The sequence below is a fragment of the Methylobacterium sp. WL103 genome, from assembly GCF_008039885.1.
Lineage (GTDB): Bacteria > Pseudomonadota > Alphaproteobacteria > Rhizobiales > Beijerinckiaceae > Methylobacterium > Methylobacterium cerastii.
The window spans coordinates 1-15117 of the sequence record NZ_VRUX01000053.1 but is presented as its reverse complement, the minus strand read 5'-3'; the positions used below and the strand labels follow the sequence as shown (position 1 = coordinate 15117).

Genomic DNA, 15117 nt, shown 5'->3' with positions numbered 1-15117 from the left:
GCGGCGGGGCGCGAGCGGCCGCGCCTCGGGCAATCCCTCGCTCGGCCGTGGCACGATCGGCTGGGCCCCGGGCATCGGCGCCGAGACCGGGTCGCCCTCGGGGGGGCGGGCGATCTCGTTCATCGCGGGATGCTCCACAGAGGGTTCGCGGGATGCGCGTCGCGGCCCCCTCTCCCATCGGGAGAGGGTTGGGGTGAGGGGCGTGACCTCTCCGGTGCGTTCTCATCCCTCACCCTGTCCCTCTCCCGCCCGGGAGAGGGGACCCGCGATCCGATCCGAAGGCTCGGAGGGAGGTGTGAGCCTGCGCGACCGGCGATGCGCGTGCGAATGCCGCTCAGCCGTCGATCCGCACGGCGGTGCCGTCGATCTCGTTGGGGCGGACGCCGCCGTTGCGCTCCATCCAGCGGCGGAGCAGGCGGACGTTGCGGCGGTTGGCCTTGAAGGCCGCGTCGAACAGGTCGCCGGCGAGCGGCACGATGCCGATCGCGCCGTCGAAGGCGACGTTGAGCGCCATCCGGGCGATCAGCCAGCGCGGCGCGCCGATGCGGCGGGCCTCCGCGACGATGTAGGACGAGATCACCATGCCGGCGATGTCGCCGACGATCGGCACGAGCCCGATCACCGCCTCTAACCCGACCCGCCGGTTGATGCCGGGGATCAGGAAGGCGGAATCGAGCAGGTGCGCCAGCGCCTCGAGCCGGGCGAGCGTCGCCTCGCGGCTCTGGTCGCCGACGCGCAGCGTCGTTCCCGCACGCCAGCTCTGGGAGAAGGTCTGCGAGGAATCCATCGGGGGAGTCCGGTGAGCGGGGGGGGCCATCCGCGAAGATGTGGCGCCGCGACCCGGTTCCGGCAAGGATGTGGGCGGATGCCCGGCCCAGCTCCCTCACGCGGCCACCCGCCGGACCCCGGAGAGGCGGTCGAGCGCCGTGTCGAGCGTCGCGTCGGCCTTGGCGAAGCAGAGCCTCACGAGGTGGCGCACCGCCGCGTCAGGATAGAACGCGCTTACCGGGATCGCCGCGATGCGATGGTCACGCACCAACGCCTCGCAGAAGGCGACGTCGTCCGCAGGCACTCGCCCTGATTGTCCGAGCTCGGTGATGTCGACGTTGAGGAACCACGTCGCCTGCGCCGGCAGCACCGTGAAGCCGAGATGCCGGAGGCCGTCGGCGAGCCGGTCGCGCGAGCGGGCGTAGCCCGCCCGCATGTCGGAAAAGTACGAATCCTCCTTGGCGAGGCCGAAGGCCACCGCCTCCTGCAGGTTCGGCGGGGTGGTGAAGGTGAGGAACTGGTGCGCCTTGGCCAGCGTCCGCATCAGCCCGGGCCCGGCCATCACGAACCCGACCTTCCAACCGGTGAGCGAGAAGATCTTGCCGGCCGAGCCGACCTTCACCGTGCGCTCCCGCATGCCGGGCAGCGCCATCAGCGGCAGGTGGCGGGCGCCGTCGAACACCACGTGCTCCCAGACCTCGTCGCAGAGCGCGATCACGTCGTGGCGGACGCAGAACGCGGCCAGCATCGCGAGGTCGTCGGCCCCGAACAGGGTGGCGCTCGGGTTCAGCGGGTTGTTGAGCAGCACCACCTTCGTGCGCGGCCCGAAGGCGGCGGCCAGCGCCGCCTCGTCGAGGCGGAAGGCGGGGGGCGTCAGCGTCACGATCCGCGGCACGCCGCCGGCGCGCAGCACCAGCGGCAGGTAGGCGTCGTACATCGGCGCGAACAGCACCACCTCGTCGCCGGGCGCGATCAGCGCCAGCAGCGCGCCGGCCAGCGCCTCGGTCGCGCCCGAGGTCACCATCACCTCGGTCTCGGGATCGAGGGCGAGGCCCTGGTGGCGGGCGTAATGCGCCGCCACCGCCGCGCGCAAGGACGGAAGCCCCATCATCGGCGGATACTGGTTCGAGCCCTCGACGAGCGCCCGGGCCCCGTGCGCGCGCATGTCGGCGGGACCCGGGTCGTCGGGAAACCCCTGCCCGAGGTTGATCGCGCCGTGCTCGCGCGCGAGCCGCGACATCGTCTCGAACACCGTGGTCGGGAGGCCGGAGAAGACCGGGTTCATGCGGGGCGTGGGGTGGACATCGGCCGGGTGATACCATGGCCCGAAGCGCCGGCGAAACGTGCGCGATCGCACGCGGCCACCGCAACCCGGCGGGCCGGACGGCTGACGAATGTTGACATTCATCAGCCGTGAGGTAGCTTTCAGACACACGGCCGGTACGGCGCCGGCGGGGTTGGAACTCCGCCCCCTCGTTCCGATCCTGCCAGGCGCCGGACCGGTCGTCGCGAGGCCCGCCAATTCGTTGGCGGGCCTTTTCGCGTTATGGCCTCTGCCAGCCGCAACGGATCGCCGGAGCCTGCCATGTCCACCCGCCGCGCGCTCGCGCTGGCCTTCGCCTTCGGTGCCTTCGGACTCGGCCTGCGGCTCGCCGTCCCCGTGGCGCCGGTGGACGAGTCCTATCGCGACGTGGTGCGGTACTACCGCGCGCTGGAGCGTCCCTGAGGGGCCAGCAACAGCGCCGAAACATCGGCGCCGTACTGACGACGCATTGCGAAGCGAAGGCTCGGGTCGGCGAAAGCTCGGACCCACGCCGAGAACCGGGCCGCTCCGAGCGCGGGTGCCGCAAGGCGCGGGCCGTTCGGATGCCGTACAGGCGATCGGGGCCAAGGTGCCGGGTCAGGGTGCCGGATTCGCCCCGCGCGCCGACGAACGGTCGGCCCGCGGACGAAAACAGCGAGAGGATAGGGCGCGACACGGGCGCGGCGGCGTCCGGAACGTGGTCTAATCAGGCATGAACGAGAGCTCACCCATCCGCACGGACACGGCGCGCGCGTTCCAGCCGGATCCGGCCGCGTCGCCTGCGAAGACGCGGCGGTTCCGCCCGTTGCGCTGGATGTTGCTGCTTCTGGCTCTGCTGGCGGCCGGCGCGATGGCCCACCGCTGGTACGACGGGCGCACGCAGGTCGCCGGCGGCCCCGGCGAGACCCAGGGCAAGGGCGGACGGGGCGGCGGCAAACGCGGCGGCATGGACGTGCCCCAGGCGGTCGGCATCGCGCAGGTCGTCACCGGCGACATCCCGGTGGTGCTCCAGGGGCTCGGCACCGTCACGCCGCTGGCCACCGTCACCGTGAAATCGCAGATCAGCGGCTATCTCACCGAGATCGGGTTCCGCGAGGGCCAGACCGTGAAGAAGGGCGACTACCTCGCCCAGATCGACGCGCGGCCCTACGAGGCGTTGCTCGCCCAGTACCAGGGCCAGCTCGCCCGCGACCAGGCCCTGCTGCAGAACTCGAAGCTCGACCTCGCCCGCTTCCAGCGCCTCGCCCAGCAGGACTCGATCTCGAAGCAGAACGTCGACACCCAGGGCGCCCTGGTGAAGCAGAACGAGGGCACGGTTGCCTCCGACCAGGCCCTCGTCGACCAGCAGCGCCTCAACATCGCCTATGCCCGCATCGTCTCGCCGGTGGAGGGCCGGGTCGGCCTGCGCCAGGTCGACCAGGGCAACTACATCACCGCGGCCTCGACCAGCATCGTCGTCGTCACGCAGCTCCACCCGATCTCGGTGGTGTTCACCCTGCCCGAGGACGACGTCTCGCGGGTGATGCGCCGGGTGCGCGCCGGCGCCAAGCTCGTGGTCCGCGCCTACGACCGGGGCGACGCCCACGAGATCGCCACCGGCACCCTCGACACGGTCGACAACCAGATCGACGTCACCACCGGCACGGTGAAGCTGCGCGCCCTGTTCGAGAACAAGGACGAGGAGCTGTTTCCGAACCAGTTCGTCAACGCCAAGCTCACCGTCGACACGGTGGCGAACGCGGCTCTGGTCCCCAACGCGGCGATCCTGCAGGGCACCCCCGGCACCTACGTCTACCTGATGGACGGCGACGCCAAGGTCACGGTCCGCCCGATCAAGACCGGCGAGACCGACGGGACCAAGACCGTCGTGCTCTCCGGCCTGCAAGCCGGCGACCGCATCGTCACCGACGGCACCGACCGCCTGCGCGACGGCGCCCCGGTTCGGATCACGGAAGGCGTCGACGGCCAGAAGGTGACGCCTGCGGAGGCGCCTGCCGGCACCGAGCAGAAGCGCGGCCGCCGGCGGCAGCAACCGTGAGCATCGGGGTTCAGGACGCGCACCTCCCCTCTCCCCGCGGGCGGGGAGAGGCCCGCACGGACTTCGTCGTCCGTGCGGGAAGCGAAGGCGCAGCCGAAGCGACGGTGAGGGGGAGTTTCCTCCGGGCCCGCCCCCTCACCGTCGGCTGCCGCCTCGCTGCGACGACGACGGGGTCGTTGTCGCCCTCTCCCCGCACGCGGGGCAAGGGGACGCGCACGGGCCGCCGCAGTGATCGCCTCCGCCTGTCCGAGAGTGCGCGGCCGGTATGAACCCCTCCCGCCTCTTCATCCTCCGCCCGGTCGCGACCACGCTGCTGATGCTGGCGATCCTGATCGTGGGCGGGGTGTCGTACCTGAACCTGCCGGTCTCGGCGCTGCCGTCGGTCGACTACCCGACGATCCAGGTGCAGACGTTCTATCCCGGCGCCAGCCCCGAGGTGATGACCTCGGCCGTCACCGCGCCGCTGGAGCGGCAGTTCGGACAGCTGGCCAACCTCAACCAGATGACTTCGCAGTCTTCGGCCGGCGCCTCGGTCGTGACCTTGCAGTTCAACCTGGACCTGCCGCTCGACATCGCCGAGCAGCAGGTCCAGGCGGCGATCAACGCCGCCGGCAACCTGCTGCCGTCCGACCTTCCGGCGCCGCCGATCTACGCCAAGGTCAACCCGGCCGACGCGCCGGTGATCACGCTGGCGCTCACCTCCAAGACCCTGCCGCTGACGCAGGTGCGGGACCTCGCCGAGACGCGGCTCGCCCAGAAGATCAGCCAAGTGGCCGGCGTCGGCCTGGTGAGCATCTCCGGCGGCCAGCGGCCGGCGGTGCGGGTGCGGTTCAACGCGCGGGCGCTCGCGGCCTACGGCCTGAACATCGACGACCTGCGCACCACCATCACCAACCTCAACGTCAACACGCCGAAGGGCACCATCGACGGCCCGAAGCAGTCCTACGCGATCAACGCCAACGACCAGATCCAGGACCCGAAGGCCTACGACGACGCGATCATCGCCTACAAGAACGGCGCGCCGGTGAAGATGTCGGACGTGGCCGACGTGGTGCAGGGGCCGGAAAACACCAAGCTCGGCGCCTGGGCCGACGAGACGCCGGCGATCATCCTCAACATCCAGCGCCAGCCCGGCGCCAACGTCATCGCGACGGTCGAAAAGATCAAGGCGCTGCTACCGCAGCTCCAGGGCACCCTGCCGGGCGCGATCCAGGTCAGCCTCCTCACCGACCGCACGGTGACGATCCGGGCGTCCGTCGAGGACGTGCAGTTCGAGCTCGGCCTCGCCATCGCCCTCGTGGTGCTGGTGATCTTCCTGTTCCTGCGCAGCCTGTCGGCGACACTGATCCCGAGCCTGTCGGTGCCGCTGTCGCTGATCGGCGCGCTCTCGGTGATGGACCTCTACGGCTTCTCCCTCGACAACCTGTCGCTGATGGCGCTCACCATCGCCACCGGCTTCGTCGTCGACGACGCCATCGTGGTGATCGAGAACATCGCCCGCCACGTCGAGGACGGAGATTCGCCGCTCGAGGCCGCGCTCAAGGGCAGCCGCGAGATCGGTTTCACCATCATCTCGCTCACCGTCTCGCTGATCGCGGTGCTGATCCCGCTGCTGTTCATGGGCGACGTGGTCGGGCGCCTGTTCCACGAATTCGCGATCACGCTGGCTGCCACCATCATCATCTCGGCGGTGGTGTCGCTGACGCTGGTGCCGATGCTGTGCGCGCGCCTGCTGAAGCACGTGCCGCACGCCGAGAGCCGCCGCCGCGAGGGCGTCCTCGGGCGGATGGGCCGGCGCGCCACCGAAGGCACCATCGCGGCCTACGGCCGGGCGCTGCGGGTGGTGCTCGACCACCAGGGCGTGACGCTGCTCGTCACCCTCGCGACCGTCGCGCTCACCGCGTTCCTGTTCGTGACGATCCCCAAGGGGTTCTTCCCGGTGCAGGACACCGGCGTGATCCAGGGGATCACGCAAGGCGACCAGACCCTCTCCTACGCGGCCATGGCCGAGCGGCAGCAACGCATCGCGAGCCTGATCCTCAAGGACCCGGACGTCGCCAACCTGTCCTCGTTCATCGGCGTCGACGGCCAGAACGTGACGCTGAATTCAGGGAGGTTCCTGATCAACCTGAAGCCGCAGGCCGAGCGGACCGAGCGGGCCGGCGCCATCATCCGCCGCATCCAGGCGGCCACCGCGGATGTCGCGGGCCTGCGCCTCTACATGCAGCCGGTGCAGGACCTGACGATCGACACCGCCGTCTCGGCGACGCAGTACCAGGTGATCCTGGAGACCCCGAACCTCGAGGATTTCGAGACCTGGGTGCCGCGCTTCACCGACGCGCTGTCGAAGTCGCCGGTAGTGGCGGACGTGGCCAGCGACCACCAGGGCCAGGGGCTGGCGGCCTTCGTGACGATCGACCGCCCGACGGCGGGGCGCTACGGCATCACGCCCGCCACCATCGACAACGCGCTCTACGACGCCTTCGGCCAGCGCATCATCTCGACGATCTTCACCCAGTCGAACCAGTACCGGGTGATCCTGGAGGCCGACCCGGACCTGCACAGGACCATCGCCAGCCTCGACGCGATCTACCTGCCCTCCTCCACTGCGACCAGCGGGCAGGTGCCGCTCTCGGCGGTCGCCCGGATCAGCGAGCGCCGGGCGCCGCTGCTGATCTCCCATCTCGGCCAGTTCCCGGCCACCACCGTGTCGTTCAACCTCGCGCCGGGCGCGGCGCTCGGCCAGGCCGTCGACGCGGTGGAGGAGGCGCGAAAAAGCATCGACCTGCCGCCGAGCTTTCGCGTGGTGCCGCAGGGGTCGGTCTTCGCCTTCCAGTCGGCGCTCGGCAACGAGCTGTTCCTGGTGATGGCGGCGATCGTCACCGTCTACATCGTGCTCGGCGTGCTCTACGAGAGCTTCATCCACCCGATCACCATCCTCTCGACGCTGCCCTCGGCGGGGATCGGCGCGCTCCTCGGGTTGATGATCTTCGGGCTCTCCCTCGACATCATCGCGATCATCGGCATCGTGCTCCTGATCGGCATCGTGAAGAAGAACGCGATCATGATGATCGACTTCGCGCTCCAGGCCGAGCGCGAGGAGGGCATGGCCCCGCGCGACGCGATCTACGAGGCCTGCCTGCTGCGCTTCCGGCCGATCCTGATGACGACGCTCGCCGCCCTGTTCGCGGCGATCCCGCTGATCGCCGGCACCGGCGTCGGCTCGGAGCTGCGCCAGCCGCTCGGCATCGTCATCGCCGGCGGGCTCATCGTCAGCCAGGTGCTGACGCTGTTCACGACGCCGGTGATCTACCTGTTCTTCGACCGCCTGGAACGCCGCATCACCGGCCGCCGCGAGCCCGAGCCGGACCTCCCGGCGGGCGAGGCGCTGCCGTGAGGGATATCGCAAGGGTTCGACGCATCCCCTCTCCCTGCGTGCGGGGAGAGGGCTTTGCCGACCTTGTCGTCGGCAAAGCGAGGCGGCAGCCGAAGGTGAGGGGGCTTCGCGGGATGAGCTTCGTCCGTGAACGCCCCCTCACCTTCGCTTCGGCTTCGCCTGCGCTCCCCGCATGCACGACAAGGTGCATGCGGACCTCTCCCCGCACGCGCGGAGAGGGGGACCGCGGCGCACGCCGCGCGGGCCTCCGCCCATGAACATCTCCGAGCCCTTCATCCGGCGCCCCGTCGCGACGACGCTGCTGACGGTCGGCGTGCTGCTGGCCGGGATCTTCGCGTTCCTGAAGCTGCCGGTGGCGCCGCTGCCGCAGGTGGATTTTCCGGTGATCCTCGTCCAGGCGCAGATGCCCGGCGCGAGCCCCGAGACCATGGCGGTGACCGTCGCCGCCCCCCTGGAGCGGCGGCTGGGCGCCATCGCAGACGTCAACGAGATGTCCTCGACGAGCTCCACCGGGAGCGTGCGGATCGTGCTGCTGTTCGGCCTCAGCCGCGACATCGACGGTGCGGCGCGCGACGTGCAGGCGGCGATCAACGCCGCGCGGGCCGACCTGCCGACGGCGCTCCGCCAGAACCCGACCTACCGCAAGTTCAACCCGGCCGACTCGCCGATCGTCATCCTCGGCATGACCTCGGACACGCTGACGCCGGGCCAGCTCTACGATGCGGGCGCCACGGTGGTGCAGCAGAAGCTGTCGCAGCTGCCCGGCGTCGGCAACGTCGACATCGGCGGCTCGTCCCTGCCGGCGGTGCGCGTCGAACTCGATCCGACCGCCCTGTTCCACTACGGCATCGGCCTGGAGGGCATCCGCGCGGGGCTGGCCTCGGCCAACGCCAACTCGCCCAAAGGCGCGATCGAGGCGGGCGACCGCCGCTACCAGCTCTACGCCAACGACCAGGGCCGCAAGGCGTCCGATTACCGCGACCTCGTCGTGGCCTACCGCAACGGCGCTGCGGTGAAGCTCACGGATGTCGGCGAGGTGATCGACTCGGTCGAGGACCGGCGCAACCTCGGCGTGGTCAACGGGCGCCAGGGCGTGCTGCTGTTCGTCTACAAGCAGCCGGGCTCGAACGTCGTCGAGACCATCAACGGGGTGAAGGCGGCGCTGCCGCAGATCGTCTCGGCGCTGCCGGGCGGCATCGACGTGAAGCTCACCGGCGACCGCAGCGCCACGATCCGGGCGTCGCTCGCCGCCACCGAGGAGACGCTGCTGATCGCCGTCGGCCTCGTCATCCTGGTGGTGTTCGCGTTCCTGCGCTCGGGGCGTGCCACGCTGATCCCGGCGGTGGCGGTGCCGATCTCGATCGTCGGCACCTTCTCGGTGATGTACCTGCTGGGCTACTCGCTCAACATCCTGTCGCTGATGGCGCTGATCATCGGCACCGGCTTCGTCGTGGACGACGCCATCGTCGTGCTCGAGAACGTCCAGCGCCACATCGAGATGGGCAAGTCGCGCATCGAGGCGGCTTTGGTCGGCGCCCGCGAGGTCGGCTTCACCGTGATCTCGATGAGCCTGTCGCTCATCGCGGTGTTCCTGCCGATCCTGCTGATGGGCGGCCTGGTCGGGCGGATCTTCCAGGAATTCGCCGTGACCCTGTCGCTGGCGATCCTGATCTCGCTGGTGCTCTCGCTCACCACCACGCCGATGATGTGCGCGCGCTTCCTGCGCCCCGAGACCCATCGTTCGGGCAAGCGCCCCAACATCCTGATCCGCGGGCTGGAGGTTGCCTTCACCGGGACGCTCAACGCCTACGAGCGCACGTTGCGCGTCGCGCTGGCGCATCCGCGCCTGGTGCTGCTCGTGCTCGCCGCCACGATCGGGCTCAACGTCTACCTCTACGTCATCGTGCCGAAAGGCTTCTTCCCCGAGCAGGACACCGGCCAAATGATGGGCGGCATCCAGGCCGACCAGCGCATCTCGTTCCAGTCGATGGAGAAGAAGCTCAAGGAGGCCGCCGCCATCGTGCAGGCGGACCCGGCGGTGGACAGCGTCGTCGGCTTCACCGGCGGGCGCGGCACCAACTCGGCCAACGTCTTCGTCGGCCTGAAGCCCGCGGGCGAGCGGGTCTCGATCAGCGAGGTCGCCAACCGTCTGCGCCCGAAGCTGTCGCAGGTGGCCGGTGCGCGGCTCTACGTCTTCCCGCGCCAGGACCTGCAGATGGGCGGGCGCCAGAGCTTCGCCCAGTATCAATACACCCTGCAGGGCGACAGCGCGGCCGAACTCTATGCGGCGGCCCCGAAGCTGGTGCAGGCGCTGCAGAAGGACCCGACGTTTGCCGACGTCACCTCCGACCAGCAGGAGGGTGGGCTGGAGAGCCGGCTGGTGATCGATCGCGCCACCGCCTTCCGCTACGGCATCACGCCCGACAAGATCGACAACACCCTCTACGACGCCTTCGGCCAGCGCCAGGTCTCGACGATCTACAACCCGCTGAACCAGTACCACGTCGTGATGGAGATCGCGCCGCGCTACCTGGAGAACCCCGAGACCCTCAAGCAGCTCTACGTCTCGACCTCGGGCGGCAAGGCGCGGGGCTCGGCCACCACCAACGCGGTCGCCGGCACGGTGGCGGCGGCGCCCGCCAGCGCGGTCCCCTCCACGACGGCCGCGGCCGACGCCAGCACCAACGCCGCCGCGGTCGCCTCTGATTCCGCCCGGAACGCGGCCGCCAACGCCATCGCCGCCTCGAAGGGCAGCGCGTCTTCGAGCGCGCCGGTCTCGTCGTCGGTCGAGACGATGGTGCCGCTCTCGGCCTTCACGCGGGTGGAGACCGGCAACGCCCCGGTGCAGGTCAGCCACCAGGGCCTGTTCGTGGCGACGACGATCTCGTTCAACCTGGCGCCGGGCAAGAGCCTGTCGGACGCCACCGCCGCGATCGACAAGGCGATGTCGGAGTTGCGCCTGCCGGCGACCATCCACGGCGAATATGCGGGCGCTGCCAAGAACTACATCGCCTCGGCCTCGCGCCAGCCGCTGCTGATCCTGGCCGCGATCCTGGCGGTCTACGCGATCCTCGGCATCCTCTACGAGAGCTTCGTGCACCCGATCACGATTCTCTCGACGCTGCCTTCGGCGGGCATCGGCGCGCTGCTCGCCCTGCTGGTGACCGGCACCGAGTTCACGATCGTCGCCCTGATCGCGGTGTTCCTGCTGATCGGCATCGTCAAGAAGAACGCCATCATGATGATCGACTTCGCCCTCGACGCGGAGCGGACGCGGGGCGCGGCGCCGCGCGAGGCGATCTTCGAGGCCTGCCTCTTGCGCTTCCGCCCGATCATGATGACAACGCTGGCGGCGCTGCTCGGCGCGGCGCCGCTGATCTTCGGCGGCGGCGAGGGCTCCGAGCTCCGCCGCCCGCTCGGCATCGCCATCGCCGGCGGCCTGATCGTGAGCCAGATCCTGACCCTCTACACCACCCCCGTCGTCTACCTCTGCCTCGACCGCCTCCGGCACCGGGTGAACGCCCGCCGCCGTGGCGGAGCCGCGGCCGTGCCGGCGGGGGAATGATGCGGTTTCCGGCGATGCAGGACGGGGCGTGCGCACCCCCCTCTCCCCGCGCGCGGGGAGAGGGCTGCGACGACCCCGTCGTCGGCGCGGCGAGGCGGCAGCCGAGGGTGAGGGGGCTTCGATGGAAGCGCCTCGTCCTTCCCGGCCCCCTCACCGTCGCTTCCGCTCGCCGCCTGCACGCCAAGGTGCAGGCGGCCCTCTCCCCGCAGGCGGGGCGAGGGGATGCGCACCCAACGATGCGTCACCTCCTGAGGGCGGCCAGCCTCCTCGCCCTCACCACTGCGCTGTCCGCCTGCGTCGTCGGCCCGGACTATTCGCGCCCCTCGGTCGAGACGCCGCTAGCGTTCAAGCAGGGCGGCACCCGCGAGGATTCGGCCGGCTTCGTCGCATCGCGCAAGAACTGGCGCGCGGCGGCGCCCAACGACGGGGCCGAGCGCGGCGACTGGTGGCGGGTCTTTCGCGATCCGACCCTCGACCGGCTGATCCGCCTCGTCGACGTCGACAACCAGTCCTTACGCCAATCCGTGGCGAACTTCCGGCAGGCGCGGGCGCTGGTCGAGTCGGCCCAGGCGGCGCTCTACCCGACGGTCGTCGGCGCCCCGAGCATCACCCGCTCGCGCACGGTCGGCACCGAGCGCACCTCCGTCTCGATCCAGGGACAGGCGAGCTGGGAGCTCGACCTGTTCGGCCGCATCCGCCGGACCATCGAGACCGAGGCGGCGCTGGCCCAGGCCGACGCCGCGACGCTGGCGCTGACCCGCCTGACGATCCAGGCCGAGGTCGCGAACAACTACCTGTCGCTGCGCTACGCCGACTCGCTGGTGCGGGTGCTCAACGCCAACGTCGAGAACTTCAAGCGCACGGTGGCGATCACCGAGAACCAGTATAATGCCGGCGTCGCCGCGCGCTCGGACGTGATCACCGCGCAGACGCAGGTGCAGACCACCCAGGCGGCGGCGATCGCAGCGACGCTCACCCGCGCCCAGTTCGAGAACGCGATCGCGACGCTGATCGGCCGCCCGCCCTCGGAGCTGTCGCTGGCGGTGGCGCCGCTGGCCCTCGTGCCGCCGGCGGTGCCGGTCGGCATCCCGGCGTCCCTCCTGGAGCGCCGCCCGGACGTGGCCCAGGCCGAGCGCGCCGTCCAGGCGCAGAGCGAGCAGATCGGCGTCGCCGTGGCCGCCCTCTACCCGAGCGTGACGCTGTCAGCGTCGGGCGGCATTTCGGGGCTTACCCGTACCGGCCTCCTGTCGGCGGCCAACCAGGTCTGGGCGGTGACGGCGGCCGGCAGCGAGGTGCTGTTCGATGGAGGCGCGCGCTCGGCGGCGATCACCGCCTCGCGGGCCGGCTACGACGCTTCGGTGGCGAACTACCGCCAGACCGTGCTCGCCGCCTTCGCCGACGTGGAGAACGGCCTCGTCGGCATCCGCATCCTCGCCCGCCAGCAGGTGGCGCAGGACGAGGCGGTGACGCTCGCCCGCCGCGCCGTCGAGATCACCCTGAACGAGTACCGCGCCGGCACCCAGAACTTCACCACCGTGGTCACCGCCCAGGCGCTGCAGCTCAACAACGAGGTCGCCGCGCTGCAGGTGCGGCTCTCGCGCTTCACCACCGCCGTGAGCCTGATCCGGGCGCTCGGCGGCGGCTGGGATGCGCGCGCGCTGCCGAGCGATTCCGAGTTGAAGGGCCCGCGCCTGCCGATCGACCTCTCGCCCGCGGTGCACCCGGACGAGTAGGGGGCGCACACGCGCGACGCGTTCCCCTCCCCGCTGAAAGGGGGGAGGGAGAGGCCGAACCGCTCAAGCCCGCCGCAGGCGTAGCCCGAACAGGTGGAGCAGGCCGGCGAGCAGCCCGCCGTAGACGGCCGCGCCTGCGACGCCGAGCAGCGCCAGCACCGCGACCTCGCGGCCGCGCGGCAGGGCGGGCACGAGGGATTCCACCACCGGCAGCCCGTAGACCGCCACCAGCGCGAGGGCGGCGCAGCTGAGCGCTACGCCGAGGATGGTGAGGCCCAGCGTCCGGCTCGGCGCGGTCCAGCCGCGGCGCCAGGCGAGGGCGACGAGGATCAGCAGGTTGACCCACTGGCTGATCGCGGTGGCGAGCGCGAGACCGACGACGCCGTAGGGGCCGGTGAGCCAGAGCTTCAGCACGACGTTGACGGCAATCGCCGTGAGCGAGGCCCAGAGCGGCGTCTTCGTATCCTGCCGGCTGTAGAAGCTCGCCACGGCCGAGCGTACCAGCACGACGGCCGGCAGCGCCAGCCCGTAGGCGGCGAGCACGGACGCCGCGCGGGCGGCGTCGTCCGCGGAGAACGCGCCGCGCTGGAACAGGGCGGCCATGGTCAGGCCGGGCAGGGTCAGGAAGGCCACCGTGAACGGGGCGGAGAGCGCGAGCGAGAACCCGGCGGCACGGTTCTGCGCGGCATGCGCGCCGGACACGTCCCCGGCCGCGATCCGTCGACTCATCTCCGGCAGCAGCACCGTGCCGGCGGCGATGGCGATGACGCCGAAGGGCAGCTGGTAGAGCCGGTCGGCGTAGTACAATGCCGAGACCGCGCCGGTGGGCAGGAAGCTCGCGATGATGGTGTCGGCAAACGTCGCGATCTGGAACCCGGCTGCGCCCACCACCGCCGGCCCGAGCACGGCGAAGAACCGGCGCATCGCCGGATCGCGCAAGCTGGGGCGGCTGAGCCGCGGCGCGACGCCCGCCCGCCGGCAGCCCCACCACAGCAGTCCGAACTGGAGCACGCCCGAGACCGCGACACCCCAGGCGGCCGCGTGCGCCGCGTCGGGGAACAGGAAGGCCAGGCTGAGCGCCGCCAACATCGCGAGATTCAAGAGCACCGGGGCGCCGGCCGCCACCGCGAAGCGGCGCTGGGCGTTCAGCACGCCGGAGAGCAGCGTCACCAGGGTCATGAACAGCAGATAGGGGAAGGTGATCCGCGTCAGCGCCACCGCGAGCTCGAAGCGCTGCGGGTCCTCGGCGAAGCCCGGCGCCAGCGCCCGCACCACCCACGGCATCGCGGGGATCGCCACCGCCAGCAGCACGACCTGCACGGCCAGCATCAGCGTGAAGATCCGGTCGGCGAAGCGCTGCGCCGCGCCGTCCGCCCCGGCCTCCGACAACCCGGCATAAGCCGGCACGAAGGCGGTGTTGAAGGCGCCCTCGCCGAAGATCGCGCGGAAATGGTTCGGCAGGCGGAAGGCGACGACGAAGGCGTCGGCCATCGGCCCGGCCCCCATCACCGCGGCCATCACCACGTCGCGGGCGAACCCCGTGACCCGCGACACCAGCGTCCAGCCGCCGACGGAGAGGATCGCGCGGATCACCGGTTCGTCCCGAATGCGAGTGCCGTCACGCCGCCCACCGTCCCTGCTGCCCGGCGGAGGCTTACGGTTGCGGCCACCGGCAACGCAAGCGGGTGGCAGGCGAGGGGGGATCAGCCGCAGGCGAGGGAAGCGGTCGCGAGCCGCTTACGCCACGCTCTCGATCCGGATCGGCAGGCGGCGGTGGCGCTGGCCGGTGGCGTGGTAGACCGCGTTGGCGATGGCCGCGTTGACGCCGATGATGCCGAGTTCTCCCAGTCCCTTCAGGCCGAGCGGATTCACCTTTGCGTCCGGGTCGGGGACGAACAGGACCTCGATCTCGGGCGTGTCGGCCGCGGTGGCGACGAGGTATTCGGCGAGGTCCGCGTTGCGGTAATGGCCGCGGTCGAGGACCGTCTCCTCCAGCAGCGCCGAGCCGAGGCCCCAGATCATGCCGCCAGCGAGCTGGCTGCGGGCGGTGAGCGGGTTGAGGATGCGCCCGGCCGCGAACGCCCCGAGCAGGCGCGGCACGCGGATCTCCCCGGTTTCGGCGTGGACGCGCACCTCGGCGAACTGCGCGCCGAAGGCCCAGGACAGGTGGTCGCCGCCGCTGGCGAGGTTGATGTGCCCGGCGCGCAGGGCCTCGAGGCTCTTGGCGCTGCCGTCCTCGGGGACGAACTCGGCCAGGGTCTCGATGCCGGCGGAGTCGAGGCGGGCGACCGCCTCGACTCCGCCGGCATCGAG

Annotated in this window: 9 protein-coding genes; 5 read left to right on the top strand and 4 right to left on the bottom strand. The window is 71.0% G+C overall.

Features of this window, described 5'->3' with window-relative positions:
• Positions 1 to 334: 334 nt before the first annotated feature.
• Positions 335 to 787: a DUF4112 domain-containing protein gene (locus tag FV222_RS06005; protein ID WP_147753055.1), complete on the bottom strand. Its 453-nt coding sequence runs from the start codon at positions 785 to 787 to the stop codon at positions 335 to 337.
• Between the two features lie 96 nt (positions 788 to 883).
• Positions 884 to 2053 carry an aminotransferase gene (locus FV222_RS06000; RefSeq protein WP_147762132.1) on the bottom strand — a complete coding sequence of 390 codons (1170 nt, stop codon included), beginning with the start codon at positions 2051 to 2053 and terminating at the stop codon, positions 884 to 886.
• Between the two features lie 300 nt (positions 2054 to 2353).
• On the opposite strand from FV222_RS06000, the gene FV222_RS29370 reads away from it, so the two are divergent.
• The 5 genes from FV222_RS29370 (at position 2354) to FV222_RS05980 (ending at position 12804) form a co-directional block, all read left to right on the top strand.
• The gene (locus FV222_RS29370; protein WP_187273722.1) at positions 2354 to 2494 is read left to right on the top strand and encodes a hypothetical protein; all 141 of its coding nucleotides are present in this window, start codon (positions 2354 to 2356) and stop codon (positions 2492 to 2494) included.
• 289 nt (positions 2495 to 2783) lie between these two features.
• On the top strand, positions 2784 to 4109 hold the full coding sequence (locus tag FV222_RS05995) for an MdtA/MuxA family multidrug efflux RND transporter periplasmic adaptor subunit (protein ID WP_147762131.1): 1326 nt from the start codon (positions 2784 to 2786) through the stop codon (positions 4107 to 4109).
• Between the two features lie 265 nt (positions 4110 to 4374).
• Positions 4375 to 7506: an MdtB/MuxB family multidrug efflux RND transporter permease subunit gene (locus tag FV222_RS05990; protein WP_147762130.1), complete on the top strand. Its 3132-nt coding sequence runs from the start codon at positions 4375 to 4377 to the stop codon at positions 7504 to 7506.
• Between the two features lie 253 nt (positions 7507 to 7759).
• Positions 7760 to 11071: an efflux RND transporter permease subunit gene (locus FV222_RS05985; protein ID WP_147762129.1), complete on the top strand. Its 3312-nt coding sequence runs from the start codon at positions 7760 to 7762 to the stop codon at positions 11069 to 11071.
• Positions 11072 to 11307: 236 nt separating this feature from the next.
• Positions 11308 to 12804: an efflux transporter outer membrane subunit gene (locus FV222_RS05980; protein ID WP_147753051.1), complete on the top strand. Its 1497-nt coding sequence runs from the start codon at positions 11308 to 11310 to the stop codon at positions 12802 to 12804.
• Between the two features lie 63 nt (positions 12805 to 12867).
• Here the strand turns inward: FV222_RS05980 and murJ are convergent, their stop codons facing one another.
• Positions 12868 to 14397 carry a murein biosynthesis integral membrane protein MurJ gene (murJ, locus tag FV222_RS05975; RefSeq protein ID WP_147762127.1) on the bottom strand — a complete coding sequence of 510 codons (1530 nt, stop codon included), beginning with the start codon at positions 14395 to 14397 and terminating at the stop codon, positions 12868 to 12870.
• Positions 14398 to 14541: 144 nt separating this feature from the next.
• Positions 14542 to 15117, bottom strand: a 576-nt coding sequence (locus tag FV222_RS05970) for a molybdopterin cofactor-binding domain-containing protein (RefSeq protein WP_147813449.1), incomplete at its 5' end; no start/stop codon positions are given.

Coding starts and splice junctions, on each gene's coding strand:
- FV222_RS06000 (WP_147762132.1), bottom strand. CDS start 2,053: ATGAACCCGGTCTTCTCCGGCCTCCCGACCACGGTGTTCGAGACGATG.
- FV222_RS05980 (WP_147753051.1), top strand. CDS start 11,308: ATGCGTCACCTCCTGAGGGCGGCCAGCCTCCTCGCCCTCACCACTGCG.
- FV222_RS05995 (WP_147762131.1), top strand. CDS start 2,784: ATGAACGAGAGCTCACCCATCCGCACGGACACGGCGCGCGCGTTCCAG.
- FV222_RS06005 (WP_147753055.1), bottom strand. CDS start 787: ATGGATTCCTCGCAGACCTTCTCCCAGAGCTGGCGTGCGGGAACGACG.
- FV222_RS05990 (WP_147762130.1), top strand. CDS start 4,375: ATGAACCCCTCCCGCCTCTTCATCCTCCGCCCGGTCGCGACCACGCTG.
- FV222_RS29370 (WP_187273722.1), top strand. CDS start 2,354: ATGTCCACCCGCCGCGCGCTCGCGCTGGCCTTCGCCTTCGGTGCCTTC.
- FV222_RS05985 (WP_147762129.1), top strand. CDS start 7,760: ATGAACATCTCCGAGCCCTTCATCCGGCGCCCCGTCGCGACGACGCTG.